The organism is Microbacterium sp., from assembly GCF_040394595.1.
Taxonomy (GTDB): Bacteria; Actinomycetota; Actinomycetes; order Actinomycetales; family Microbacteriaceae; genus Microbacterium.
Genome location: NZ_JBEBSA010000003.1, coordinates 285,938 through 312,153, shown reverse-complemented (window position 1 = coordinate 312,153; position 26,216 = coordinate 285,938). Strand labels below are relative to the sequence as shown.

Genomic DNA, 26,216 nt, shown 5'->3' with positions numbered 1-26,216 from the left:
GCGCTTCATCCACAGAGCGGCGTTCTCCAAGGGATTCACAGTGGAATCCCAGCGGTTCCATCAGGAGGGCGAGAGGGCCCGGAGAGCGATGTCGCAGCGGTCGCTGACGATGCCGTCGGCCCCGCGGAAGACGAGCCGACGCATCTCCTCCGGCTCGTTGATCGTCCAGATGTGTATCTCCACGCCGTGACGATGGGCGGCGCGGAGAAGAGCGGGAGTGAAGACCGTCACCGCGCCGAGACGCTCCGGGATCTGGAGGGCGTCGATGTCGCGCAGCACGCGATCCGTCGGGAGGCGCAGGGCGGAGAGGGCGCGGAGAGCGGCGATCGTCGTCTGCCCGCCCGAGGCGGCGGGGCGGATCCGGGCTCCTGCAGCCAGCGCGGAGGCGATGGCCGTCCTGCGGCGGCGATCGGAGAAGCTCGTGAGCAGCACGCGGGGCGCGTGCCGGGAGACGATCCTGCCGAGGGGCTCCGCTGCCTTCTCCGACTTCACGTCGATGTTGAACCTCGTGTCGGGGAACGCGTCGAGCGCCTCCTCGACGGTGAGGAGCCCGCCATGGTCGGCGAAGAGGCGCACGAGCTCGGACGTCGGCACCGCTGCGACCGGGCGGGGATCCCCGGCGAGACGCTGGAGCGTCTCATCGTGGAACAGCACCACGTCTCCGTCCGCGGTGGTCCGGCAGTCGGTCTCGATGTACTCCGCCCCGGCGGCGTGCGCGGCGGCGAACGCCGCCGCGGTGTTGTCCCACACGGACGAATCCTCGCCCTCCGCGGGGATCAGACCGCGGTGGGCGAGGACTCGGGGGTGCCGGGTGCCGGCGAAGTACGGGTGCGTCACGCGCCCGGGGCCGGCGGAGTGGCGCCGCCGCCCGGCTTCGGCGTGAACGCGCTTCCGATGCCCTTGAGCGCTTCCGTCAGCTCGCTGGGGATGATCCAGAGCTTGCTCGACTGGCTCTCGCTGATCTTCGGGAGCATCTGCAGGTACTGGTAGGCGAGGAGCTTGTCATCGGGCTGACCCTGGTGGATCGCGTTGAAGACGTTCTGGATGGCCTCTGCCTCACCCTGGGCGCGGAGCACCGCAGCCTGTTTGTCACCCTCTGCTCGGAGGATCTCCGCCTGGCGGCGACCTTCAGCCTCGAGGATCTGGGACTGCTTGGAGCCCTCTGCGGTGAGGATCGCGGCGCGACGGTCACGCTCCGCACGCATCTGCTTCTCCATCGAGTCCTGGATGGAGACCGGCGGATCGATCGCCTTCAGCTCGACGCGCGAGACGCGGATGCCCCACTTGCCGGTCGCCTCGTCGAGGACCACGCGCAGCTGTCCGTTGATCTCGTCGCGGCTGGTCAGCGCCTCCTCGAGGTTCAGGCCGCCGACCACGTTGCGGAGCGTGGTGGTCGTCAGCTGCTCGACGGCACCGAGGTAGTTGGCGATCTCATACGTCGCGGCACGGGCGTCGGTGACCTGGAAGTAGACGACGGTGTCGATCGAGACGACCAGGTTGTCCTCGGTGATCACCGGCTGCGGCGGGAACGATACGACCTGCTCGCGCATGTCGATCAGCGGCCGGAGTCTGTCGATGAACGGCACCAGCAGGTTCAGCCCGGGGGAGAGCGTCTTGTGGTAGCGCCCGAGGCGCTCGACGATGCCGGCGGTGGCCTGGGGGATGATCCGGATGGACCGTGCGAGGGTCACCACCACGAAGATGATGACCGCTATCGCGAGGATCCATCCGATCGCGGTAGGGATGAACGAGGCGTCGTCCACGGGACTGCTCCTATTCGTTTGCGGTTCTGACCACGGCGGTGGCGCCGCTGATCTCGGTGACGGTGATCTTCGCACCCTGCGGGATCGGCGTGTCCGTCGCACTGCGGGCGGTCCAGGTGTCGCCGTTGCTGAGCTTCGCCTGACCGCTGATCCGCGTGATGTCGGACAGCGCCGTGCCCGGGAGGCCGAGCAGGGCATCGACGTTGGACTTCGTCGGGTCCTCACCGCGACGCAGCCGCCGCAGCAGCGGAGGACGGAGGAAGAGGATGAAGAGGGCGGCCGCCGCGGCGGCGATGATCACCTGCGCCCAGACGGGCAGGCCGACGAGATCGGCGATGAGCCCCACGCCGCTGCCGAAGGAGAGCATGAGGAAGGTGAAGTCGAGGGTGAGCATCTCGATGACGAGGAAGAGGGCGATCAGGATCAGCCAGCCGATCCACGCCCATTGCTCGATCATCTGGATCATCGTCGAGAAATCGCTCATAGCTCCTCCTGCGGTCAACCTATCATGGGCCGCTCACGTGCCGAGGGTCGCCCGCGATAGGGTGTCAGAGATCGCTCGAACGGCGATTTTCCGAGCATCACAAGGAGTCAGAGTGACCGACGTTCTCCCCACCGGATCCCTCGCAGGAAAGGTGGCGCTGGTCACCGGGTCCTCTCGCGGCATCGGCGCCGACACCGTGCGCTACTTCGCCGAGGCGGGTGCCGACGTCGTGATCAATTTCCGCAACAAGGCTCCGCGCGCCGAGAAGCTGGCGAACGAGCTCCGCGCTCTCGGACGTCGTGCGCTCGTCGTCGGCGCGGACCTGACCGACCCCGAGTCTGTGGCCGAGATGTTCGCCAAGGTGAAGGACGAGTTCGGGGGACTCGACATCCTCGTCCTCAATGCGTCGGGCGGCATGGAGTCCGGCATGGCGGAGGACTACGCCCTCACGCTCAACCGCGACGCCCAGCTCGACGTCCTGGCGCAGGCTCGTCCCCTTCTGAACCGGGCCTCTCGCGTCGTGTTCGTCACGAGCCACCAGGCGCACTTCATCCGCACCACCCCCACGATGCCCGAGTACGAGGCGGTCGCCACCTCCAAGCGCGCGGGGGAGGACGCCCTGCGCGAGCTGATCCCCGGCCTCGCCGCTGACGGCATCGGGTTCACCGTCGTCTCCGGCGACATGATCGAGGGCACCATCACCGCGACGCTGCTCGAGCGCGCGAACCCGGGCGCGATCGCGACCCGACGGGAGTCGGCGGGCAAGCTCTACAACGTCTCGGAGTTCGCCGCCGAGGTGGCCCGGGCGGCGCTGGACCCGGTGCCCGCGGACAACACCCGTCTGGTGGGGGACACCTCGGGCTTCGTCGCGGAGTGATCCGCCGCCTCAAAAGGTGAGGGCCCCCTCCGTTCGGAGGGGGCCCTCACCTTTTGAGGCGGCGGGGCTCAGGCCTCGCCGTTGATGACCGCGGAGACCTTCTTCGCACCCCGCGCGAAGGTGATCGCGCGAATGATCTGCACGACGCCCATCACGACGAGTGAGATCGCCAGGACAAGCCAGAAGATCGGCGCGGCGGCCAGTCCCATCGACAGCACCAGGATGCCGGCCACGATGCTGAGCAGCGCGTAGAGCAGGGACCACACGCGCGTCGCGTCCTGTCCGAGCAGCGTGAGCGAGACGACGCCTTCGAAGATCCACGAGACACCGATGAACACCACGGTGACGAGCGCGAACGCCGCGGTCGCCGCAGGCAGGTTCACGAAGGCGACGATGCCCGCGACGATGTAGAGAAGGCCGAGGAGGACGTGCCCGACCCGCGCCCAGCCGTTCTTCGCGGCGCCGAAGAGACCGATCGCGACGTAGAAGATGCCGCCGATGATGAGGTAGGTGGCGATGATCGCCGTCATCGCGAACGCGGCCTTGAGCGGCCAGATGAGCATCACCAGTCCGGCGAGGAGCGCCAGCACACCGGTGATCGCGAGGAAGATCCGCACGGAGCGGCCGAGGCTCTTGGCTTCGGAGATGACTTCGGACATGAGCGCATCCTTTCTGAAAAACTGCTGTGAGATGCCTATCAGAGTAGTCCTCGCCCCGCCGAATGGCACCGGCACATGGCGCGTGTCCGCTGTCCGTGCGACGATCTATGAGTGCACGCGCAGCCCCTCGACCAGAGCCGTCTGAGCGAGCTGGCCATCCTTCGGAGGGTGCGGGACCGCATCGATCGCGAATATGCGCAGCCGCTCGACGTCGAGGCCCTCGCGCGCGGAGTGCACATGTCGGCGGGGCACCTCAGCAGACGCTTCAAGCAGGTCTACGGCGAAGCGCCCTATTCCTATCTGATGACCCGCCGGATCGAGCGCGCCATGGCGTTGCTCCGCCGCGGCGACCTCAGCGTCACGGACGTCTGCTTCGCCGTGGGGTGCTCCTCCCTCGGCACCTTCAGCACCCGGTTCACCGAGCTGGTGGGCGTGCCCCCGAGCGTCTATCGGGAGCGTGCGGCCGACTCCTCCGGCATCCCGTCCTGCCACGCGAAGCAGGTCACGAGACCGATCAGGAATCAAGAAGCACCGCGTGCCGGGGCGCACCTAGCCTGAAGCCATGAACATCACCATCCATTACGCGTTCCTCCCTCACACCGATGCCGACGCGGCGCTCCGCTTCTATCGCGACGCACTCGGCTTCGAGGTGCGCAACGACGTCGGGTACGACGGCCTGCGCTGGCTCACGGTCGGCCCGGTCGGACAGCCGCAGACCTCGATCGTGCTCCATCCGCCGGCAACCGATCCCGGTATCACCGAGGCCGAGCGTCAGACGATCCTCGACCTGATCGCCAAGGGGAGCTACACAGCGATCACGCTGGCGTCGGACGACGTCGACACCCTGTTCGAACAGCTCGTCGCCGCCGGCGCCGAGGTCGTGCAGGAGCCCGCCGATCAGCCCTACGGCGTGCGGGACTGCGCCTTCCGCGATCCGGCGGGCAACCTCATCCGCATCAATCAGGCAGGCTGACGAACGACGTCGGCGAGCAGAGAGGAACCTTCGCAGGTGACAGAGCAGCATCAGGCGGACAGCCATGACCAGATCCGGGTCGAGGGCGCACGAGAGAACAACCTGAAGGACGTTAGCGTCGTCATCCCGAAGCGCCGGCTGTCCGTCTTCACTGGGGTCTCCGGGTCGGGGAAGAGCTCGCTCGTGTTCGACACGATCGCGGCCGAGTCGCGGCGCATGATCGACGAGACCTACAGCGCCTTCGTGCAGGGCTTCATGCCCTCCGTGCCGCGTCCCGACGTGGACGTGCTGGAAGGGCTCACCACAGCGATCATCGTCGACCAGGAACGGCTCGGCGCGAACCCGAGATCGACGGTCGGAACGGTCACCGACGCCAACGCGATGCTGCGGATCCTGTTCTCCAAGCTGGGCTCTCCGTACATCGGCGGGCCGACCGCCTTCTCGTTCAACATCCCCACCCAGAAGGCCAGCGGCGTGATGACGTCCGCCTCGGGGGAGAAGAAGATCGTCAAGGACGCCGTCTACCTCGGCGGGATGTGCCCGCGCTGTGAGGGCCGCGGCACGGTGTCCGACGTGGATCTGACGCAGGTCGTCGACGAGGCGCTTTCACTCAACGACGGCGCGATCCTCGTGCCGGGGTACACCGCCGACGGATGGATGGTGCGGGCGTTCGCGGAGTCGGGCTTCTATCCGGCGGACGTCCCGATCGCCTCGTTCTCCGAGAGGCAGCGCCACATGTTCCTCTACGGCGAGGTGACGAAGGTCAAGATCGGCGGCGTCAACATCACCTATGAGGGGCTGATCCCGAAGATCACCAAGTCGATGCTCTCGAAGGATCTCGACGCCCTGCAGCCGCACATCCGGCGGTTCGTCGAACGGGCCGCCGCGTTCACCGTGTGCCCGGAGTGCGAGGGGACCCGGCTGACGGAGGGAGCGCGCTCGTCGAAGATCGACGGCGTGAGCATCGCCGATGCCTGCCGGATGCAGGTCACGGACCTGGCCGCCTGGGTGGCGGGGCTCGACAAGCCCGGCGCGGGACCGCTGCTCGCGGCACTCGGCGCCAACCTGCAGGCGTTCGTCACGCTCGGGCTCGGCTATCTGAGCCTCGACCGCCCCAGCGGCACGCTGTCCGGGGGAGAGGCCCAGCGGATCAAGCTGCTCCGCCACCTCGGCTCGTCGCTCACCGATGTCACCTACGTCTTCGACGAACCGACGGTCGGGCTGCACCCCCATGACATCGAGCGGATGAACACCCTGCTCCTTCAGCTGCGGGACAAGGGCAACACGGTCCTGGTCGTCGAGCACAAGCCCGAGACGATCGCCATCGCCGACCATGTCGTCGACCTCGGTCCTGGCGCGGGCAGTGCCGGGGGACGGATCTGCTTCGAGGGGAGCGTGGAAGGCCTGCGCGCCAGCGGCACACTGACGGGTCGGCACCTCGACGATCGAGCCGCGGTGAAGCAGGACGTCCGCACCGGCGTCGGCGCGATCGAGGTCCGCGGTGCGGACGAGAACAACCTGCAGAACGTCGACGTCGACATCCCGCGCGGCGTGCTGACCGTGGTGACGGGCGTCGCCGGCTCGGGGAAGAGCTCGCTCATCCACGGGTCGGTCGTCGGTCGGGAGGGCGTCGTCTCCGTCGATCAGGGAGCGATCAAGGGCTCCCGGCGCAGCAACCCCGCGACCTACACGGGGATGCTGGAACCGATCCGCAAAGCCTTCGCGAAGGCGAACGGCGTGAAGCCTGCGCTGTTCAGCGCCAACTCCGAAGGCGCGTGCCCGTCGTGCAAGGGCTCCGGCGTCATCGTGACCGAGCTCGGCTTCATGGACACGGTCGAGACACCTTGCGAGGATTGCGGAGGAAAGCGCTTCCAGGCCGGCGTGCTGGAGTACAAGCTCGGCGGCAAGGACATCGTCGAGGTCTTCGAGATGCCTGTCTCGGAAGCCCGGACGTTCTTCGGCGAAGGGGAGGCCAAGATCCCGGCGGTGGTGACCGTGCTCGATCGTCTCGCCGACGTCGGCCTCGGGTATCTCGCGCTCGGGCAGCCGCTGTCCACCCTCTCGGGAGGCGAGCGGCAACGGATCAAGCTCGCCACGCAGATGGCCGACGGGGGAGAGGTGTACGTGCTCGACGAGCCCACGACCGGTCTCCATCTCGCGGACGTCGAGAACCTCCTCGGGCTGCTCGACAGGCTGGTCGACTCCGGCAAGACCGTCGTCGTGATCGAGCATCATCAGGCGGTCATGGCGCACGCCGACTGGATCGTCGATCTCGGCCCTGGCGCCGGGCACGATGGCGGAAGGGTCGTGTTCGAGGGCACGCCCCAGGCCCTGGTGGCGGAGCGCTTGACGCTCACCGGCCGGCATCTGGCCGACTACATCGGAGCGTGAGGACCCATGGCGTCTCTGAGGATCTCCGCGCGCAACGCGCGGTTCCAGCTCATCGAAGCGCTGGTGCACAACCGCAATCGCCGCCTGCGGGAGAGGCGTCTGGTCGTGCAGGGCGTCCGCCCGATCTCCCAGGCGATCGGGCACGGATGGAAGGTCGAGACGGCGATCTTCGACGCCGAGCGTCCTCTCTCGTCCTGGGCGAACGATGTCGTCCGGCAGGCTCCCGAGTCGATCGCGATGAGCCCGGAGCTGCTGGCTGAGATCTCCGGCAAGGAGGACGGCGTGGCGGAGGTCGTGGTGATCGTACGGATGCCGGAGGACGACTTCGCACGCATCCCGGTGCCCGACGACTTCCTCGGCGTCGTCTTCGACCGTCCGACGCAGCCCGGCAACGTCGGTGCGATCCTCCGCTCGCTCGATGCGTTCGGGGGAGACGGGCTGGTCGTCACCGGCCATGCCGCCGATGCCTATGATCCGAAGTCGGTGCGCGCCTCGACGGGCTCTCTGTTCGCCGTGCCTCTGGTGCGCGCCGCCTCGCAGCGGCCGGTGCTGGACTGGGTGGAGCGGGTGCGGTCCGGCGGGCATCCGATGACGATCGTCGCGACCGACGAACACGGGGATGTCGACGTGTGGGACCACGACTTCACTGCGCCGTCCCTCATCCTCATCGGCAACGAGACGGCCGGGCTCACGAAAGGGTGGCGCGATGCGGCCGACGTCACGGTGAGAGTGCCGATGCGGGGATCGGCGAGCTCGCTCAACGCCTCGAACGCCGCCGTGCTGATGCTGTACGAGGCAGCGCGTCAGCGCGCCATGGGCGAGGCCGCCCAGTAGCATCACGTCATGCCGCCACGCGATCAGCAGGACATCGACGCCGGGATCCAGAGGTATTACGGCGACGTGTTCGACGAGAGCGCGAGGCTGACCACGAGGTCGGCGCAGGGACCGCTCGAGTTCCTCCGTACCCAGGAGATCATCCGAGCGCACATCCCCGCCGGTCGGATCGCGGACATCGGCGGCGGCACCGGTGTCCATGCGGCGGCGCTCTCGAGGGACGGTTATGGGGTCGAGCTCGTCGAGCCGGTCCCGCGCCACGTCGAGGCTGCACGAGCCGCAGGGGTTTCCGCACGTCTCGGCGACGCGCGGAAACTGCCGTTCGCGGATACGTCCTTCGACGGCGCGCTCCTGCTCGGCCCGCTCTACCATCTGACGTCTGCAGAGGATCGGCTGCTCGCGCTCCGTGAGGCCTTTCGGATCCTGCATCCGGGAGGAGTCGTGCTCGCCGCCGGACTCTCGCGATATATCGCGTTTGGCGCGATGTCCTTGGGGGAGAGCATCCCTGATCCGCTGCCACCCGAGTGGGGAGAGTTGATCTCCACGGGGACTCCGACCGGCACGCTGAGGTTCCCGGCGGGGCATTTCCACACTGCGGAAGAGCTCGGCGAGGAGCTGGAGCGCGCGGGGTTCGAACTGCTGGAGGTCGCCGGCGTCGAAGGGCCGGCGGGACTGTTCCTGGAGACCGCCGCGGACCTCGACGTCGATCTGAGGGATGCGGCGCTCATGCTCGCGCGTGCAGCGTCATGCGTTCCCGGCATCAGAGATCAGAGTGCGCATCTCGTCGCGATCGGGCGCCGTCCCGCCTGAACCGGCATGAGTACGGGATAACCGATAATGCACATTATGTCAGATCATGTGAGCACCATACGCATGACCTGCAGATAGTCCTCCCCGATACGGCGACGCCGTGATGGAGCCGGTTTGTTCGCAAGCGGTCGAGCCCGCTCGACGGCTGGGGGCAGGACGCCGACGGCGACGAGACACCCACCGACGGTGGTGATCATCCGGGCGAATAGTCCTCAACTTTGATACGCCGAATATGCCGTCGAAGATGGCCGGTTCTCGTTGGATGCGAATGCGACACCGGGCACGACTCCCCTGGTTCGGGCCGGAACAGCTCGGAACCGGGACCTCTCCCCTGCCCAGTTCTCGCAGGTCTCGGCTGCGTCTGGATAATGCCCGGACGACGGTAGGTGTCCACCGCCCCTTCGCGCCCCGCCAGAGGGCACGTCATCCCGGGACCGTCACCATGGAGCGTCGAGGGTGAGGACGTCGCCGGAGCGAGGTGAGTCCGGGGTGAACTTGCTTCCCCTGTTCACGGGGGTGCAATACCGTTCACCAGGGCGTCCGACCAAGGCGTCCGAATACACCTGAAAACGACCTTCTCGGTCGAGAAGATAAATGAAAGGAGATGTCAATGAAGAGGTTCACGAAGTCCATCAAGGGGCGCGTCATTCTCGTTGCATCCGGGGCGGCGACGCTTGCTGCCTCGCTGACCGGCTGCGGCATCAGCGGCGGCGTCACCTGGTGAATCCATGTCAGCGAGGCGGCGTGATTCCGGCACTGTGACGTCCGCAGTATTTCTGCCATAACGCGGTCTCCTGACAAAGGGTGTGCGGTCGGGCCAGCCGATCGCACACCCGGTGATACACGCGGCTTCGCGCGTGAAATGAATGTCGAAGGCGGAGGAAGAAGAATGCGACCGCTCATCAAGGCGAGTGTCGACAGTCGTGCACTCGTCGCATTGATCACGATCATCGTCGGAGTTTTCGGCGGAGTCGCGCTCGGTGCTCTTCCCCGTGAGCTGCTGCCGCCGGTCGAATCACCTGAGGTCGCCGTGATCACCGAATACGACGGTGCATCTCCCGACGTCGTCGACAAGGATGTCTCGGCCGTGATGGAGAAGGCGGTCCGAGCGGTACCCGGCGTCACCTCCACAACGACCACCAGCGCGTCGGGGCTCTCTGTGGTCTTTGTCTCATTCGCCACGGGAACGGACACCTCGTCCGCCGTACAGCAGGTCCAGCGCGAGGTCGACTCCACGCGCAAAGCGTTGCCTGAGTCGTCCAAGTCCCGTGTCCGCGCAGGCTCGATCGACGACCTCCCCGTCGTACAGGCGGCAGTGACGTCGATGTCCGACGCGCAACCGTCGGCCGGCGTCCGGGCGGCGATGATCGCCGAAGTGAACAAGGTCGACGGCGTTCGGAGCGCTTCCTTCATCGGCGGGGTCTCAGAGGAGATCCGTCTCGTTCCGCGGCCCAACGACATGAGGCGGCAGGGCGTCACCGCGGCGACGATCGCTGCGGCTCTTCGCACTGCTGGAAAGACATCCTCCACCGGAGAGATGCGCTCGGACGGCAAGGAGATGCCCATTGAAGCCGGGCGCGTATTCGCTTCGCCCGAGGACGTCGCAGCCGTCCCCCTGCTGAACGCGAGCGGTAGGACGATCAAGATCGCCGACGTGGCGGCTGTGAGCATCGCCGACGCCCCCCCAGCGAACGTTCGCGAGGGTCGACGGCAAGCCTGCGTTGCTCCTCTCGGTCGAGAAGACCCCGGAGGCCAACACCGTCCAGGTCGCCGAAGCCGTCCAGTCTCGGCTGGAAGAGCTACAGGGTGATCGCACCGCGAAGTCGACCGTGACCTTCACCCAGGCGCCGGCGATCGAGCACGCCGTCGGATCGACCACCACCGAAGGCCTGATCGGGCTCCTCTGCGCCGCCGGCGTCGTCTTCGTGTTCCTGCTCTCCGTGCGTATGACCTTGATCGCGCTCGTCTCCATCCCCCTGTCGTTGCTCGCCGCGGCGTTGACGATGCACGGGCTCGGCTACTCCCTGAATCTGCTCACACTCGGTGCGTTGACACTGGCGATCGGGCGCCTCGTCGACGACTCCATCGTCGTCGTCGAGAGTGTGGAGCGGTCGCTTCGCGTCGTCGCCGATCGCCGGAAGGCCGCGGTCGAGGGGACCGCGAAGGTCGCGAAGGCCGTGTTGACGTCCACTTTGACGACCGTCGCCGTGTTCCTTCCGCTGCTCTTCGTCGGAGGCGCGACAGGCGCGCTGTTCCGCCCTTTCGCGGTGACCGCGTCTATCGCACTCCTCGCATCGTTGCTCGTGAGCCTGACCATCGTGCCGGTGCTCGCCTTCTGGTTCCTCCGCCCCTCCCCCGTGTCCGCAGCCCCGCAGCGAGGCCTCTCCTCCGCGGCCGAACGCCTGCGCGTCGTCTTGGAGAGCCGGTACAGGCCGATCGCGCAGTTCTCGGTGAGGCGCGCACGGCTCGTCGTCGCGATCGGAGCGGTCGCCGTCGTCGCAACACTGCTGCTCATACCGGGCATGCCCACCTCGTACTTCACGGGCATCGGACAGTCATATGTCATGGTGGTGCAGCAGGAGCGCCCGGACATCGCGACCGATGCGCAGGCCGGCCACGTCGACGCCGTCGAGGACATCCTCGCCGAGGTGCACGGCGTCACGCGGGTGCGCGCCACCATCGGCACCTCGGGGAATGTGCTCAAAGATGCGTCGCTCGGAGGCGGGTCGGGTGTCGTCAGCTACTCGCTGACACTCTCCGAAGGCGCGGACCCGGGCGCCGTATCCGCCGCCGTCCAGAAGAAGCTCGACAGCCAGAAGGGATTCGGCACCTTCAGTACGTCGATCGCCCAGGAGGTGGGCTTCGCTTCCGACATCGAGGTGAAAGTGGCCGCCCTCGACGACGATGCCCTCAAGACGTCGATGACGGCGATCGCGAAGGCGATCAGGAAGCAGGGAGATGTGCGCTCTGTCACAGACACCGCAGCGCCGAGCGTCGAGAGCGTGGATGTCGTCGTCAACCGCGCCGCAGCGCGGAAGGAGAGACTCACGGAGTCGGACATCACCGCATTCCTCGAATCGAGCATCGCTCGTCGCGAAGTCGCGACCGCGGTGGTGGGATCCACGGTAGTCCCGATCGTTCTCGAGGGCGGCACGAAGGTCTCCTCGATCGCGGACATCGGCGCACTGAAGATCAACGGGTGGACGGGGGTGATTCCGCTCTCCTCGGTCGCCAAGGTCGTACAGAAGAGCTCATCGCTCGTGCTCCAGCGTGCGAATTCGCTCCCCTCCGGCAGCGTCTTCGTCACGCTGAAGGGCGATGACGTCGGAGGCGGCAGCGAAGGGATCGCACAGACTCTGGAAGATCTGGAGCTCCCCGACGGCACGACCTTCGAGGTCGCAGGGGTGACGAAGGATCAAGGCGCAGCATTCGTCCAACTCCTGCTGGCTTTCGGTGCCTCCATCCTCATCGTCTACGTCATCCTCGTCGCCGCCTTCCGTTCACTCCTCCAGCCGCTCGTGCTGCTGATCTCGGTGCCGTTCGCCGTGACGGGGGTCATCGTCACACAGCGCCTCTCGGGAGGCCCTCTGGGCGTCTCCTCGCTCATCGGAGCTCTCATGCTGGTCGGGATCGCGGTGACCAATGCGATCGTGCTGGTCGATCGGGTCAATCAGCTGCGCGCCGAGGGAATGCCCCTCGCCGATGCCACCGTGGAAGGAGCCGCCGTCCGGCTGCGTCCTGTGCTGATGACGGCTGCGGCCACTGTGCTGGCGCTCGTGCCGATGGCTTTCGGGTTCACCGGACAGGGTGGCCTCGTCGCTCAGCCGCTTGCGATCGTCGTCATCGGAGGCATGGTGTCGTCGACGCTTCTCACTCTCGTCGTGCTCCCCGCCGCGCTCAGTCTCTCCGGACGGACCCAGCGATCGGAGGCACGGGTCCGTTCACGCCGCGGGCGCGTGCTGTTCGCAGCCCGTCATGAGATCGAGCCGATGCTGGTCCAGCGCGGAGGAGAGCTCTTCCCCGGCACCGGACGATATCGCTGGGTGCTTCGCTCAGCCGACGGCGATCTGCCGCTGTTGCTCGTCAAGGGAGACTTCCACGCACTGGCGGGTGTCGGAGTTGCGCTCGGAGCACGCGCGACCCGACGAATCTTCGGTGCGCAAGGGCGCGCGGTCGCAGCCCTCGTCCACGATCCCGACCGTTCGGCGCTCCAGCAGCTCGCGGCGCAGACGGTGGCTTGCGAGCTGACCCGGAGCGGAACGGCCTCCCGGCTTCTGCAAGACATCGACGGCGAGGCCGGCGAGTCGGTCACCGAGCGGATCGTCGATGTCCTCAGAAGGACGAAGGCCGCGTCGGCCAGTGCGCCGATCACGGAGTTCGTCGCTCTCCGCGACGGCGATGCCGTCTGGGCGGTGTATCCGCGGTCCGTCTCTCCGGACGGTGATGCAGCCGACATCCCCGCGTACTCCCCGGACATCGTTCCGGAGCGACGCACAGCGCGGGAGACGGTCCTTCTGCACTCGATCGGGCGACGATAGCGTCAGGGCGTTGCCGCGCCGCAGTCCTTCCAGGAGGATGGTCGAGTGATTGCGGATGGTCCGAATGCCGTGGGCGTAGAGCGCGTTCCGGTCGAAGCCGGCCTGGAACGGCTCGACGGCGAGGCGGCGGCGGACCGCGCGAACGCCATATGGGACTGCTATCGCGCGATCTTCCCCGGCTTCGCCGACGTCGCCGCCTGGCGCACGGAGATGTTCGATCGGCATCGCCGGCGAGAACGCCTCCGTGTGATCGTGGCGACGATCGCCGAAGAGGTCGTCGGCTTCAGCTGGGGCTATGTCGGGCGACGCGGCCAGTACTGGTCCGACCTCGCATACGCGGCTCTGCCGCGTCCGATCGCCGACGAGTGGATCGGCGGACACTTCGAGTTCGTCGAGCTCGGTGTCCTCCCCGCGCAGCGGAGGCACGGGCTCGGCCGACGACTGCACGATGCGCTCCTGGCGGACGTGCACGGCCGTTGTGTGCTCAGCACCGCCGACGACGACGCCGATCCCGCTGTCCTCCTGTATCGGAGCGTGGGATGGCGGCGGCTCGGGGTGCTGTCCCCCGGAACGCAGGTGATGGCACTCGAACGGTCCTGAGCTCCGCCGATCGGGCGACGCGCGCGGATGATCGGATCGACCGCGGAAAGCGTTTCCGTAGAATGTCTTACTCATTCGATCGAGACCAGGGAGATGATGATGGGGCTGTTCGGCCGCAAGAAGTCAGAGGACGCAACCGAGAAGGCGATGCAACAGGCCGAGGACATCGCCGCCGGGCGAGGTCTCACGGGCAAACTCATGAAGGGCTTCATGGGCGCCGACAACGCCGCTCAGCTCGGCGCGGCGATGGACACCGCTCGTCAGGCCCAGGCCACCGCGGCGATGCAGGCGCAGGGACTGCCCACGGTCGAGGCCGTGGTCGTCTCTCTGGCGGACACCGGCCAGCTGATCAACTTCGATCCCGTCATCGACCTGACGGCGACCCTCGACGGCGGTGAGCAGGTGCAGCTGCAGACCCTCGTGTCGAAGCTGCAGATCCCCCGCCCCGGCGACCGCGTCCTGCTGATGAAGCACCCGCAGCTGCCGGGACAGTATGTCTACGGAGGGCTCGCGCCGCAGTAGTGATCACGGCGCGGCGGGTCGCGGTACGCCTCTGTCCCGATGCGTGAGGGCCGACAACGCCCACTCCGTGACCCGCTGCGCGACCTCGGCGGGAGTCAGCTGATCGGTGACGATCGTCTCCGCCGCCCAGCGAGGATCGCCCTTCTGCCACCGCCCCCATCGTTCCCACCGCATCGTCGCGCTCGAGTCGAGCCGCACGACCTCGGGACGGAAGCTCGGATCGGCCATGTGCCCCCGGAACCACTCGCCGAAGGCGACGTGGTGAGGTATCGCCTCTGCCGGGTCGCCGCGTCCGCGGAGCCGCTGCTCGCGGACGGTCGGCGAACAGTCCAGCATGCATACGGCGATGTCGTCGATGAGTTCCGCGAACGGCGCGGCGAGCAGCTCGCCGAGCGGCACCTGACCGCACAGCACCAGATGCTCCCCCGCCGCCTGTGCGTCGAGAGCTCGCCGGGCCCAGGACTCTATGGCACCGTGACGCCATACCGTGTCCGCATCGGGCGGCACGCCGATCGAGTCGAACTCCGCGCATCGCACGCGAGAAGGCCACTCCACCCGTTCGAGGGTCGGCAGCACCATCGACTTGCCGGCGCCGCTCGCGCCGGTGACCAGCAGCAGCATCTCCGTCTCCTATCCGCCGGTGTTGAGCCGGTAGATCTCATCTTTTTCCGCCTCGGTGAGATCGGACGCGGCGAGGACCTCCTGCAGCACGTCGGACTTGCCTGCGAGGTACGAGTCGATGTCCATTCCGGGGTCCGCGGCGAGGGCCGTCTTGATCGCACCGTAGCGATCACGGAGCGAGGTGTCCCGGCGGAGGGCATCGCGCACGGCGAGGTGGTTGCGCACATGAAGGGTGCCCGCGACGCAGACGTACACGTGACGAGGAATGCCGTCGTCCGGTGCGTGCAGGGCCTCCCGGCCGTCGAGACCGAGGGAGCCCCGATGCCGGTACCCGATGCCCTCCAGCGCTGAGATGACGGGTCGTGTTCCATCGCCGGGCACGATCACATCGATGTCGAGGATCGGCTTCGCGGCGAGACCGGGCACCGCGGTCGAGCCGACGTGTTCGATCGCCTCGACGGCGAGGCCCGTCAGCGCGTCACTCAGCTGGGCCTCGACGATCCGGAATCTTCCCTCCCATTCCGCGGAATACGGGACGACCTCGATGCTCACCGATCGTCCCTCGTCATGCGCGCCTCGACGATCGAGGGAGTCGCCGCGTCGGTGTGCTCGGCTCCGTCGAAGGAGAAGCCGTTCCGCCGGTAGAAGGCGATCGCGCGGTCGTTCCCCCTCGCCACCCAGAGGACGGCCGGGCGCACCCCCAGGACGCCCTCCAACAGGGCTTGCCCGGCGCCGCTCCCATGATGGTCCGTCCGCACGTACAGGTTGTAGAGCTGCACGGTGCTCTCGGGCAGGCCGGAGGAGGGAGCCGCCGGGCCCGAGGTCGCGAATCCGATCAGCTCGTGGTCCGCCTCCGCCACCCGGACGTCCCAGGCCGGATCGGCTGCCGACAGCGCATCCCGCCATTGACGACGTCTCGACTCGCGGTGGTCGAGATCGAAGAAGCCGTCCGGCAGTGATGCTCCGTAGGTCTCCTGCCACGTCAGCACGTGCAGCGCGGCGATCGCATCGGCATCGGCGATCGTCGCGCTACGGACGCGCATCCGCCCACCTCTGTCCTGCCCGCCGCGCCGCGCCGATGATCAGCTCTGTGATCTCCGGCGACTCGCGCACGGGGAAGGACACATAGGTCCCGCGGCCGCCGTCGACCGGTCGGCCGTAGGCCTTGGCCGCGAACGTCCCGTCGGGGAGAAGCCGCACGGTCAGCGACTGCAGCTCGAAGGCGACGCCACGTCTCTCATCCCGCCAGCGGAGCTCCGTGGGGATCCCGACGTTCAGCGCCAGCGCGTTCACCTCGATCTCTTCGGACGACATCGCTCCACACTAGTGCGCCTGTGTGCGCGACGGCTGGCGCTAACGTTGATTCGTGAGTACCTCCACGATCCGCACGTCGCCGGACTGGCGCGCTTGGCTGATCTGGTCGGTGGGCGTCGCCGCCTACGTCCTGGCGATCACGAATCGCACTTCGCTCAGCGCGGTCGGCGTCGACGCCGCGGACAGGTTCGGCGCGGATGCGGCGACGCTGTCGCTCTTCGCCGTGATGCAGCTCGCGGTGTACGGAGGGATGCAGATCCCCGTCGGCATCCTCCTCGACCGGTTCGGCGCCCGCCCGATCATCGCGATCGGGATGATCGTGATGGCACTGGGTCAGTTCGTCATGGCGGTCTCTCCCAGCATCGGCGTCGCGATCCTCGCGCGGATGCTCATCGGCGCCGGTGATGCGGCGGTCTTCCCCGCCGTACTACGACTCGTGGCGACCTGGTTCCCCGCGCAGCGCGGCCCGATCATGGTGCAGCTCACCGGGCTCGTCGGGCAGTGCGGCCAGCTCCTCGCGCTCATCCCGCTCGCCGCCTTCCTCCATGCGACGACGTGGACGATCACCTTCGGGAGCATCGCCGGGCTCGGTGTGCTGTTCGCGATCCTGGTGTGGGCCATCATCCGCAACCGCCCGCCCGAGCACGACGTGGACGTGACGGTGAACACCGAGACCGGCGTCGTGCGTGTCGTGACATCGGCCATCGACACCGGCGTGGGCATCCGCGGCGCCTGGGCACATCCCGGAACGCGTCTCGCCTTCTGGTCGCACTTCACGACGCCCTTCGCCGGCACCGCGTTCCTGCTGCTCTGGGGCATGCCGTTCCTCACCGCGGGCGAAGGCCTCTCCCCCGCCGCCGCCGCGGGTCTGCTCTCCCTCAATGTCGTCGTGGCGATGGTGCTCGGTCCCATCCTCGGTGAGCTCTCGCGACGCATCCCTACTCGACGTTCCCTGGCGCTCGTCCTCCCGAGCGTGCTCGTCCAGGCCGCAGCCTGGATCGCCGTGATCTGCTGGCCGGGGCCGGCACCGATCTGGATGCTGATCCTGCTCGTGGTCGCACTGGCCGCGGGAGGCCCGGCGTCGATGATCGCCTTCGACCATGCGCGCACCCACAACCCCGCCCACCGGCTCAGCAGCGCCACCGGCGTGACCAACTCCGGCGGATTCCTCGCCGCGCTGCTGGCGATCCTCCTGATCGGCCTCACACTCGATCTGCAGGGGGCAGGAACCCCCGCGACATACACGCTCGACGCTTTCCGTCTCGCGTTCCTCACCCAGGTGCCGCTGTGGCTCCTCGGCGCGACCTTCATCGTGATCGAGCGCAAGCGCACCCGGATCCGCATGGGACTGGACTCAGACCGGCGCCGTCGCGGCTGAACGCGCCCTCACCCGCGACGGGTCCACCCCAGGGGTCGCGGGCCCCCGCGTCCGCCGCGCTCCGCATCCGCCCAGGCCGACCAGCCCTGCGCCGCATCCTCCGCGTCGAAGCCGCCTCGTGCCAGCCGCATGCCGACATCGGCGTGATGCATCCTCGGAGCGCCGCCGCGCCGTACCGACGCGCGCACGCTCCACGCCTCGTCCGCGAACCCGCCGCCGCGGAAGACCCGGTAGTCGTCGTAGCGAGCGGGATCGAGCAGATCCCAGCACCACTCCCAGACGTTGCCGAGTGTGTCGAACAGGCCGTTCAGGTTCGGCAGACGGCCTCCCACCTCCTGCGGCGCATCGAGGCGATCCGCCGCAGTCCAGGCGATCTCGTCGAGCGGTCCGTACTGCGGGCCGACAGAACCCGCACGGCAGGCGAACTCCCATTCCGCCTCGGTGGGCAGGCGGTAGCCGTCGCTGTCCACGTGCCACCGTACGTCCTCTCCGTCGAAGGAGTACGCCGGATCGAGCCCCTCCCACTCGGAGGCCGCATTGCAGAAGCGGATCGCCCGCAGCCAGCTGAGATCCGCCGCAGGGCGGCGGGGATGCGGCGCGGGGATGCCGAGCACGTCGGCGAACTGCTCCTGCGTGACCGCGAAGACACTGATCTCGAAGGTCTCGAGATCGACCGTGCGACGCTCGTCTCGGCGGGCGTCGTGCAGCGTCATGCGACCGCCGTCGATCCGGCGCATCTCCCAGGGCTCCATGGTCACCTGCCGAGCGGGACCTCACCGGTGCCGACGGAGACCGACGACGCGGCGCTGTCGGGAAGGCGGACATCGAACACCCGGAGGAAGAACTGGCAGAGCGGGCCGACGAGCAGGGCGAAAGCGAGCGTGCCGATGCCGACGTTGCCGCCCAGCAGCCATCCGACGGCGACGACCGTCACCTCGAGGGCGGTCCGCACGAGCCAGATCGGCCAGCCGAGCCGGTCGTGGAGTCCGGTCATCAGCCCGTCGCGAGGTCCGGGACCGAAGCGGCCGCCGATGTAGAGACCGGTCGCACCCGCGAGCACGATCAGCCCCACCACGAAGTAGACGATGCGAAGCCACAGCTCCTCACTCTCAGGGACGAGCAGGAATCCGACGTCAGCCGACGGGCCGACGAGAAGCGCGTTGACCACCGTTCCGATCCCGAGCCGCTGACGTATCGGGATCCAGAGCAGCAGCACCACGATGCTGACCAGCACGGTGATGACGCCGAAGCTCAGCGGCACGTGGTTCGCGATCCCCTGCGTGAGCACATCCCAGGGCGCGGCGCCGATCTGTCCGCGCACGATGAACGAGATGCCGATGCCATAAAGGAAGACGCCGACGATCAACTGGACGATCCGTCGCGGCAGGCGCCTTCCGTCGCCGCGGCTCACTTCGGCGTCCGAGGGGACCAGACCGGATACTTGGCGGCCCGGCCATCGCCCGAGGAGGTTCCGGTGAGCCGGCGCCGCACCCATGGACCGACGAACTGCCGATAGTACTCCAGCCCCTGCGGTCCGCCACCGCGGACCTGCGACGGCGCCCACCATCCGGCCGGCGGCTCGTACCCGAGCGCGTGCAGCACCCGGGCGGCGACACGGTGATGACCCGCGGCGTTCATGTGCAGGCGGTCCTCCGACCAGTAGCGCGGCGCCGACAGCTCGGCATCCGGCCAGTTGAGGGCGCGGATCACATCGGGCCGGTCCTCGATCCGCCGCAGGACGGCCGCGGAGAGCTCATCCCCGCGACGCTGGATGAGGGTTCCCAGCGGCAACTGGCTGCTCGGATTCGCGCCGGAGAGCACGATGAGCCGCACACCCTCCTCGTCGCAGCGCCTCAGGACGCGGCTGAACGAGTCCGCGATGTGCTCGATGTCCGCCGAGGGGCGGAGCATGTCGTTGCCGCCCGCGTTGAACGACAGATGCGTCGGCCGGAGGGCGAGGGCGGGCTCCAGCTGCTGTTCGACGATGGGCCAGGCGAGCTTCCCGCGAATGGCGAGGTTCGCGTACTCGACGGTCTCGCCGGACGCATCCGCCCAGCCTTGCGCCGCGATGTCGGCCCACCCGCGGACCTGCCCGTCGGGGAGCTCGTCCCCGACCCCCTCGGTGAAGGAATCCCCGATCGCCACGTACCGCACAGACATGCATCCAGCCTATTCCGTGCCGCAGACACCGGATCATCGGTCGTCGAGGCTGAGTCCTCTTCGATCGACGAGCCCCCAGACCGCGACCGTCGCGACCGCGAAAAACACGGAGAGCACGACGAAGGCGAGCGGTGCCCCTCCGGCCTGGAACAGTACCGGCACCACGAGCGGCGCGACGATCGACGCGATCCTTCCCGCACCGGCGGCCCACCCGGACCCGGTGCCCCGGAGCGACGTCGGATAGATCTCGGGGGTCACCGCATAGAGCGCTCCCCAGGCCCCGAGGTTGAAGAACGACAGCGCCATCCCCGCGGCGATGAGCGACGCCTCGGAGGTCGCGGCCCCGAACAGCACCGCGGACACCGCCGAGCCGGCGAGGAACACCGAGAGGGTGATCCTCCGCCCCCACACCTCGATGAGCCAGGCCGCCACCGCATAGCCCGGGAGCTGCGCGAGCGTGATGATCAGCGTGAACCGGAAGGAGGTCACCAGGTCGTGGCCGCTGCTCACGAGGAACGTCGGTATCCAGATGAATGCCCCGTAATAGGCGAAGTTCACGCAGAACCAGACGATCCAGGCACTCGCCGTGCGCAGCCGGAACTCCGGCGCCCACAGCGTGCTGAGACGCGCCGAGGCCGTGACGGCGATGGCCCGCGTGGCCGGCTCCTTGTTGATCGCCGGCTCCTGAGTGATCCCCGCCTCCGCCTCGAAGGTCTCGACGATCCGCTCGGCCTTGGTGATCCGTCCCCGGGAGGCGAGCCAGCGCGGCGACTCGGGCAGCGCCCATCGCACGATCAGCGCGTACACCGCCGGCACCGCCCCGAAGGCGAACGCCCACCGCCAGCCGTCCTCGGAGGCGGGGATGACGAAGAACCCGATCAGGGCGGCCGCCGTCCACCCGACGGCCCAGAACGCCTCGAGGATCACGATGAGACGTCCGCGGATCCGTGCCGGGGCGAACTCGCTGACGTACGTCGAGGCCACCGGAAGCTCCGCACCCAGTCCCAGGCCCACGAAGAACCGGAGCACCATCAGCAGCGCGAGCCCTCCGGCCAGCGCACTCGCTCCCGTCGCGATGCCGTAGATCAGCAGGGTGAGCGCGAACACCTGGCGACGCCCGAGCCGGTCGGCGAGCAGCCCGCCCACGCTCGCCCCGATCGCCATGCCGATGAACCCGACCGAGGCGAGCCATCCGGTCTGTGTGCTGTTCAGCGACCACTGCTTGGCGAGGACGGCGATGATGAACGAGATGAGGCCGACATCCATCGCGTCCAAGGCCCAGCCGACGCCAGAGCCGGTCAGGATCCGCAGGTGCCGTCGCGTGAACGGCAGGGCGTCGAGCCGGTCCGCGAGGGACTGCCGGCTGGGCAGCGACGTTGCAGGCATTCTCACATCGTAGAGCCGCAACGCCGCCGCCTCAGCCGAGCGCGACGCGTCGGTCGCGGATCAGGAGGGAAGCAGCACCGTACGCAGCGTGTCGAGTCCGACCCCGCCGATGTCCAGCGCGCGCTTGTGGAAGTCCTTGAACGAGAAGGCCTCGCCCTCCGACTCCTTGACCGCGTCGCGCACCTGCTCCCAGATGCGCTGACCCACCTTGTAGGACGGTGCCTGTCCAGGCCATCCGAGGTAGCGGTTGACCTCGAACTGGCGGAATTCGTCGGACATATTCACGTTGCGGCGCATCATCTCGAGCGCGTAGTCGTGGTCCCAGATCCCTTCGCCATCCAGACGCGGCTTGCGAAGATGTACGCCGATGTCGAGCACGACGCGCAGGGCGCGCATGCGCTGGCCGTCGAGCATCCCCAGACGGTCTGCGGGATCGTCGAGGTAGCCCAGCTGCTCCATGAGGCGCTCCGCGTAGAGCGCCCAGCCCTCGGCGTGCCCCGAGGTACCGGCGAGCACGCGGCGCCAGGTGTTCAGCTCCGCGCGGTTGTAGGTCGCCTGAGCGATCTGCAGGTGGTGGCCGGGGACGCCCTCGTGATAGACGGTGGTGAGCTCCCGCCAGGTGTCGAACTCGGTGACGCCCTCCGGAACCGACCACCACATCCGACCGGGACGGGAGAAGTCGTCCGTGGGGCCGGTGTAGTAGATCCCGCCCTCCTGCGTCGGAGCGATCATGCACTCGAGCGCGCGGATCTTCTCGGGGATGTCGAAGTGCGAACCCGCCAGGTCGGCGATCGCGCGATCGCTCGTCTCCTGCATCCACTTCTGCAGGGCGTCCGTGCCGTGCAGCTTGCGAGCCGGATCGCTCTCGAGATGGGCGACGGCCTCATCGACGGTCGCGCCGGGGAGGATCTCGTTCGCGATCGCCTCCTGCTCGGCGATCATGCGAGCGAGCTCGTCGCGACCCCACTCATAGGTCTCGTCGAGGTCGATCGTCGCCCCCAGGAACCTGCGCGAGTTGAGCGCATACAGCTCCCGGCCGACCGCGTCCTCCTCGCCGGCGACCGGCGCGAGCTCGGTCGTCAGGAAGGCGCGCAGGGTGTCGTAGGCGACGCGCGCGGCTCCGGCGTTGTCTGCGAGGTCGCGGGCGAGCGACGCCGGCAGCTGACCGCCTTCGGGGGCGGCGCCGGCGACGAAGGCGGCGAAGAACCCGTCATCGGCGCTGTAGCGGGCGATCTGCGTCGCGACCTCGACGACCTGTCTGCGGGCGGGGACGACGCCGCGTCGGATGCCCTCGCGCAGAGTGTCCGTGTATCCCTTGAGCGCCTGGGGCACGGCCGCCAGTCGCTCGGCGACCACCGCCCAGTCGTCCGCGGTGTCGGTGGGCATCAGATCGAACGCCTGGCGGAAGTCCTGCGCCGCGGACGCGATCACATTGAGATCGCGCAGGTGCCAGCCGGCCTCGTGGAGCTCCAGCTCGAGCCTGAGCTCACTGCCCAGATCGGTCTTGGTCACAGTGTCGATCGCGTCGACGGGGTCGAGGGCGTCGAGGGAAGCGAGCGCATCCCGGGTGGCCTGAACGGCCCGTTCATGGCCTTCCGGGCTGAGGTCGTCCAGCCGTCCGTTCGCCTCGTTGCGTCCGATGTACGTCGCCAGCACCGGCGACAGGTCGACGAGTGTGTCGACCCACCTCTCGGCGACCTGATCGATCGCGGAGGGCGTGCGTGGTTCGTCAGTCATGCGTCCGAGCCTATCCGTCGGCGCACCCGATCAGTGGGCGGCTTCGTTCCAGTCCTGACCGCGTCCCACCTGCACGTCGAGCGGGACGGACAGTTCCGCGGCGGAGCCCATGCGCGCGCGCACGACCCGCTCGACCGCGTCCCACTCGCCCTCGGCGACCTCGACCACGAGTTCGTCGTGGATCTGCAGCAGCACGCGCGAGGAATGGCCTGCCGTCTGGAGGTCGTCGTGGATCCGGAAGAGCGCGATCTTCATGATGTCGGCGGCGCTCCCCTGGATCGGGGCGTTGAGCGCGGCGCGCTCGGCGTTCTCGCGGAGCACCCGATTGGGGCTGTAGAGGTCGGGGAACGGACGTCGGCGTCCGAAGATCGTCTCGGTGTAGCCGACCTCCTTCGCCGCGAGCACGGAGGCGCGCAGGTAGTCGCGCACGGCGCCGAAGCGGGCGAAGTACTCCATCATCAGTTGCTTCGCCTCGGACTGCTCGATGCGCAGCTGCTTCGACAGCCCGAAGGCCGACAAGCCGTAGACGAGGCCGTAGGACATCGCCTTGACCTTGGTGCGCATCGCCGAGGTCACCTCGGCGGGATCGACGCCGAACACCCGAGCGCCGACGAAGCGATGCAGGTCCTCCCCCGTGTTGAACGCCTCGATCAGGCCTTCGTCGCCCGAGAGGTGCGCCATGATCCGCATCTCGATCTGCGAGTAGTCCGCTGTGAGCAGCGTCTCGTATCCTTCACCCACCTGGAAGGCGCTCCGGATGCGTCGGGACTCCTCGGTGCGCACCGGGATGTTCTGCAGGTTCGGATCGGTGCTCGAGAGCCGGCCGGTCTGGCTGCCGGTCTGCACGTACGTCGTGTGGATGCGGTGGTCGGCGCCGATCGCCGTGTCGAGCGACTCGATGATCTGGCGCAGCTTGGTCGCCTCGCGATGCTGGGACAGCTGCTCGAGGAAGGGATGCGGTGCGCTCTCCTGGAGGTCGGCGAGTGCGGCCGCGTCCGTCGAGTACCCCGTCTTGGTCTTGCGGGTCTTCGGCAGCTGGAGCTCCTCGAAGAGTACCTCCTGGAGCTGCTTCGGCGACCCGAGGTTCACCTCGCGCCCGATCGTCGCGAACGCCTCCTGCGCGATGCCGTCGGCCCGGGTACCGAGTTCCGACGAGAACGAGGAGAGCACCTCGTGCGACACCGCGACCCCCGCGACCTCCATGTCGGCGAGCGTGAGGAGCGTGGGCAGTTCGATCTCGGAGAGCACAGCCGCGACGGTCTCCGGCAGCTCATCGCGCAGGGCGTTCGTCGTGCGGAGCGTGAACCAGGCCTCCTGCGACGGCGTCGCGCCCTCCGTCTCCGGCACGAGCTGGGACGGGTCGGATTCGGGGAGCTTCTCCCCCAGGTACCGCTCGACCAGATCTCCGAGCGACTTGTCGGGGAAGCTCGGACGCAGCAGCCAGCCGGCGAGGCTGGTGTCGTAACTGAGGCCGCCGAGACGTAGCCCGGCCCGCAGCAGCGCCTTCACCTGCGGCTTGGCATCGTGGAGCGCCTTCGCGCTGCTCCCCTCGATCCAGCCGCGCAGTGCGGAGATCGCCTGCTCGTTCCAGTCCCCCTCCCGCAGCTCGGCCTCTGTGGCGACGCCGATGCGGGTCGGCGCGCCCGCCGGGCTCAGCGTGAGCGCGACCTCGCTCTCCTGCGCTCCGAGCCACGCCGCGATCTCGGCCGCGGAGGACTCGACCGGTGCGGGGACCTCGGTCGCCGCGACCGCATCGCTCCCGTCGTCGGTCGCTCCCACGGCGTCGAACACTCGCGGGAGCAGCGTGCGGAACTCGAGACGCGCGAAGATGTCGCGCACCGCCTGGGCGTCGATCGGCGCCACGGCCAGGTCGGCCGGGGCCACGGGCAGCTCGACATCGCGCAGCAGGCGGTTCAGCTTGCGGTTGCGGCGCACATCGTCGATGTGGTCGCGGAGATTGCCGCCGACCACGCCCTTGATCTCGCCGGATCGCTCCAGCAGCTCGTCGAGCGACCCGAACTGCGTCAGCCACTTGACGGCCGTCTTCTCCCCGACCTTGGGCACGCCGGGAAGGTTGTCACTCGTCTCCCCCACCAGCGCCGCGATGTCGGGATACTGCTCGGGGCGGACCCCGTAGCGCTCCTCGACCGCCGCCGGGTCGTACCGCTTGAGCTGGGAGACACCCTGCACGTTCGGGTAGAGGAGCGTGATCTCGTCGGTGACGAGCTGGATCGTGTCGCGGTCACCGGACACCACGAGGACGTCGAAGCCCTGCTCCGCGCCCTGCGTGGAGAGTGTCGCCAGGATGTCGTCGGCCTCGATGCCCTCCTTGGTCAGCACCGGGATCGACATCGCGGCCAGGCAGTCCTGCAGCAGAGGGATCTGCCCGCGGAACTCCTGCGGCGTCTCCGACCTGGTCGCCTTGTATTCGGGGTACTCGTCGGTGCGGAAGGAGTGCCTCGACGTGTCGAAGGCGATCGCAAGATGCGTCGGCTGCTCGGCCTTGATGAGGTTGACCAGCATGGACAGGAAACCGTAGATGGCGTTCGTGTGCTGGTTGTCGCGTGTCGTGAAGTTCTCGACCGGCAGGGCGAAGAACGCCCGGTACGCGAGCGAATGGCCGTCGACGACCATGAGGGTAGGCTTTGCGGAGTCCGTCACCCTGTCAGCCTAACGAGGACGACGGACACTCGCCGAGGAGAGAGTGGAGCCCGAGAGCATGAGCCCCGAAGACACCGACCTGAGCGCCGCCCCGACGTCCCCCGGACTGCAGTGGGCGACCTCGCGCGGCATGGGCGCGCTGGCCGAGAAGATGGGCATCCGTTTCACGGAGTTCTCCATCGAGCGCAGCGTGGCGACAATGCCGGTCGAGGGGAATACGCAGCCGGTCGGCCTGGTCCACGGTGGCGCCTATGTGGTGCTCGGCGAGTCGCTCGGATCGATGGCGGCGAACCTCCACGCCGGGCCCGGCCGGCTCGCCGTCGGCGTCGACATCAACGCGACGCACACGCGATCGGCGACGTCGGGGACCGTGACCGGCGTCTGCACGCCGATCCATCTCGGCCGCAGCATCACCGTGCACGAGATCGTCGTCTCCGACGATCAGGGACGACGCTGCTCCACGATCCGCATCACGAACATGATCAAGGAGGCGGGCTGACCCGCCGGA

The 26,216-nt window shown here is 68.2% G+C and carries 26 protein-coding genes; 12 read left to right on the top strand and 14 right to left on the bottom strand.

Annotated elements, in window-relative coordinates; genetic code table 11:
- Positions 1–60 precede the first annotated feature (60 nt).
- The 3 genes from ABWO84_RS06670 to ABWO84_RS06660 are packed head-to-tail and all read right to left on the bottom strand — an operon-like array spanning position 61 to position 2,247.
- On the bottom strand, positions 61–837 hold the full coding sequence (locus ABWO84_RS06670; protein WP_353113729.1) for a glycerophosphodiester phosphodiesterase family protein: 777 nt from the start codon (positions 835–837) through the stop codon (positions 61–63).
- The gene (locus ABWO84_RS06665; RefSeq protein WP_353113728.1) at positions 834–1,763 is read right to left on the bottom strand and encodes an SPFH domain-containing protein; all 930 of its coding nucleotides are present in this window, start codon (positions 1,761–1,763) and stop codon (positions 834–836) included. The genes ABWO84_RS06670 and ABWO84_RS06665 overlap by 4 nt, the downstream gene beginning before the upstream one ends.
- Positions 1,764–1,773: 10 nt before the next feature.
- A complete protein-coding gene (locus tag ABWO84_RS06660) occupies positions 1,774–2,247 on the bottom strand; it encodes an NfeD family protein (RefSeq protein ID WP_353113727.1) in 474 nt (157 codons plus the stop codon).
- A gap of 112 nt (positions 2,248–2,359) precedes the next feature.
- Between ABWO84_RS06660 and ABWO84_RS06655 the strand changes: the two genes are divergently transcribed.
- Positions 2,360–3,124 (top strand): SDR family oxidoreductase, encoded by a 765-nt coding sequence (locus ABWO84_RS06655; protein WP_353113726.1) that lies wholly within the window; start codon positions 2,360–2,362, stop codon positions 3,122–3,124.
- Positions 3,125–3,192: 68 nt separating this feature from the next.
- Here ABWO84_RS06655 and ABWO84_RS06650 read toward each other — a convergent pair whose 3' ends face one another.
- Positions 3,193–3,783, bottom strand: a complete 591-nt coding sequence (locus ABWO84_RS06650; RefSeq protein WP_353113725.1) for an HdeD family acid-resistance protein — start codon at positions 3,781–3,783, stop codon at positions 3,193–3,195.
- A gap of 111 nt (positions 3,784–3,894) precedes the next feature.
- Here ABWO84_RS06650 and ABWO84_RS06645 point away from each other — a divergent pair, with 111 nt between their 5' ends.
- The 9 genes from ABWO84_RS06645 to ABWO84_RS06605 all read left to right on the top strand — a co-directional run bounded on the left by ABWO84_RS06645 (position 3,895) and on the right by ABWO84_RS06605 (position 14,451).
- Positions 3,895–4,341 carry a helix-turn-helix transcriptional regulator gene (locus ABWO84_RS06645; RefSeq protein ID WP_353113724.1) on the top strand — a complete coding sequence of 149 codons (447 nt, stop codon included), beginning with the start codon at positions 3,895–3,897 and terminating at the stop codon, positions 4,339–4,341.
- A gap of 4 nt (positions 4,342–4,345) precedes the next feature.
- Positions 4,346–4,756, top strand: coding sequence for a VOC family protein (locus tag ABWO84_RS06640; protein ID WP_353113723.1), 411 nt, complete (start codon positions 4,346–4,348; stop codon positions 4,754–4,756).
- 36 nt (positions 4,757–4,792) lie between these two features.
- The gene (locus tag ABWO84_RS06635; protein ID WP_353113722.1) at positions 4,793–7,147 is read left to right on the top strand and encodes an ATP-binding cassette domain-containing protein; all 2,355 of its coding nucleotides are present in this window, start codon (positions 4,793–4,795) and stop codon (positions 7,145–7,147) included.
- A 6-nt stretch (positions 7,148–7,153) separates the two neighbouring features.
- The gene (locus tag ABWO84_RS06630) at positions 7,154–7,981 is read left to right on the top strand and encodes a TrmH family RNA methyltransferase (RefSeq protein WP_353113721.1); all 828 of its coding nucleotides are present in this window, start codon (positions 7,154–7,156) and stop codon (positions 7,979–7,981) included.
- Positions 7,982–7,990: 9 nt separating this feature from the next.
- Entirely contained in the window at positions 7,991–8,791 is an 801-nt protein-coding gene (locus ABWO84_RS06625; RefSeq protein ID WP_353113720.1) for a class I SAM-dependent methyltransferase, read from the top strand.
- Positions 8,792–9,680: 889 nt separating this feature from the next.
- Complete coding sequence (locus tag ABWO84_RS06620; RefSeq protein ID WP_353113719.1) at positions 9,681–10,601, top strand: efflux RND transporter permease subunit; 921 nt, start codon at positions 9,681–9,683, stop codon at positions 10,599–10,601.
- Positions 10,513–13,329, top strand: a complete 2,817-nt coding sequence (locus tag ABWO84_RS06615) for an efflux RND transporter permease subunit (RefSeq protein WP_353113718.1) — start codon at positions 10,513–10,515, stop codon at positions 13,327–13,329. Before ABWO84_RS06620 ends, ABWO84_RS06615 begins: the two co-directional genes overlap by 89 nt.
- A 45-nt stretch (positions 13,330–13,374) precedes the next feature.
- Positions 13,375–13,929 (top strand): GNAT family N-acetyltransferase, encoded by a 555-nt coding sequence (locus tag ABWO84_RS06610; RefSeq protein ID WP_353113717.1) that lies wholly within the window; start codon positions 13,375–13,377, stop codon positions 13,927–13,929.
- A 99-nt stretch (positions 13,930–14,028) separates the two neighbouring features.
- Positions 14,029–14,451, top strand: a complete 423-nt coding sequence (locus tag ABWO84_RS06605) for a hypothetical protein (RefSeq protein ID WP_353113716.1) — start codon at positions 14,029–14,031, stop codon at positions 14,449–14,451.
- Positions 14,452–14,454: 3 nt separating this feature from the next.
- On the opposite strand, the gene ABWO84_RS06600 is transcribed toward ABWO84_RS06605, so the two are convergent.
- From ABWO84_RS06600 to ABWO84_RS06585, 4 genes are read right to left on the bottom strand one after another with little or no spacing between them, the layout of a single operon-like run.
- The gene (locus tag ABWO84_RS06600; RefSeq protein WP_353113715.1) at positions 14,455–15,072 is read right to left on the bottom strand and encodes a DEAD/DEAH box helicase family protein; all 618 of its coding nucleotides are present in this window, start codon (positions 15,070–15,072) and stop codon (positions 14,455–14,457) included.
- Between the two features lie 9 nt (positions 15,073–15,081).
- Entirely contained in the window at positions 15,082–15,624 is a 543-nt protein-coding gene (locus tag ABWO84_RS06595; protein ID WP_353113714.1) for a GrpB family protein, read from the bottom strand.
- Complete coding sequence (locus ABWO84_RS06590) at positions 15,621–16,115, bottom strand: GNAT family N-acetyltransferase (RefSeq protein ID WP_353113713.1); 495 nt, start codon at positions 16,113–16,115, stop codon at positions 15,621–15,623. The genes ABWO84_RS06595 and ABWO84_RS06590 overlap by 4 nt, the downstream gene beginning before the upstream one ends.
- A complete protein-coding gene (locus tag ABWO84_RS06585) occupies positions 16,102–16,386 on the bottom strand; it encodes a hypothetical protein (RefSeq protein ID WP_353113712.1) in 285 nt (94 codons plus the stop codon). The genes ABWO84_RS06590 and ABWO84_RS06585 overlap by 14 nt, the downstream gene beginning before the upstream one ends.
- A 52-nt stretch (positions 16,387–16,438) precedes the next feature.
- Between ABWO84_RS06585 and ABWO84_RS06580 the strand changes: the two genes are divergently transcribed.
- The gene (locus tag ABWO84_RS06580; RefSeq protein ID WP_353113711.1) at positions 16,439–17,764 is read left to right on the top strand and encodes an MFS transporter; all 1,326 of its coding nucleotides are present in this window, start codon (positions 16,439–16,441) and stop codon (positions 17,762–17,764) included.
- Positions 17,765–17,772: 8 nt separating this feature from the next.
- Here the strand turns inward: ABWO84_RS06580 and ABWO84_RS06575 are convergent, their stop codons facing one another.
- From ABWO84_RS06575 to polA, 6 genes are read right to left on the bottom strand one after another with little or no spacing between them, the layout of a single operon-like run.
- On the bottom strand, positions 17,773–18,516 hold the full coding sequence (locus tag ABWO84_RS06575) for a formylglycine-generating enzyme family protein (RefSeq protein WP_353113770.1): 744 nt from the start codon (positions 18,514–18,516) through the stop codon (positions 17,773–17,775).
- A gap of 2 nt (positions 18,517–18,518) precedes the next feature.
- Complete coding sequence (gene yczE / locus ABWO84_RS06570) at positions 18,519–19,175, bottom strand: membrane protein YczE (protein ID WP_353113710.1); 657 nt, start codon at positions 19,173–19,175, stop codon at positions 18,519–18,521.
- Positions 19,172–19,924 (bottom strand): SGNH/GDSL hydrolase family protein, encoded by a 753-nt coding sequence (locus ABWO84_RS06565; protein WP_353113709.1) that lies wholly within the window; start codon positions 19,922–19,924, stop codon positions 19,172–19,174. The genes yczE and ABWO84_RS06565 overlap by 4 nt, the downstream gene beginning before the upstream one ends.
- A gap of 33 nt (positions 19,925–19,957) precedes the next feature.
- Positions 19,958–21,310 (bottom strand): MFS transporter, encoded by a 1,353-nt coding sequence (locus ABWO84_RS06560; protein WP_353113708.1) that lies wholly within the window; start codon positions 21,308–21,310, stop codon positions 19,958–19,960.
- A 60-nt stretch (positions 21,311–21,370) separates the two neighbouring features.
- Positions 21,371–23,047, bottom strand: coding sequence for a DUF885 domain-containing protein (locus tag ABWO84_RS06555; protein WP_353113707.1), 1,677 nt, complete (start codon positions 23,045–23,047; stop codon positions 21,371–21,373).
- Between the two features lie 30 nt (positions 23,048–23,077).
- Positions 23,078–25,708 (bottom strand): DNA polymerase I, encoded by a 2,631-nt coding sequence (gene polA, locus ABWO84_RS06550; RefSeq protein WP_353113706.1) that lies wholly within the window; start codon positions 25,706–25,708, stop codon positions 23,078–23,080.
- A gap of 58 nt (positions 25,709–25,766) precedes the next feature.
- Between polA and ABWO84_RS06545 the strand changes: the two genes are divergently transcribed.
- Positions 25,767–26,207 (top strand): hotdog fold thioesterase, encoded by a 441-nt coding sequence (locus tag ABWO84_RS06545; protein WP_353113705.1) that lies wholly within the window; start codon positions 25,767–25,769, stop codon positions 26,205–26,207.
- Positions 26,208–26,216 lie beyond the last annotated feature (9 nt).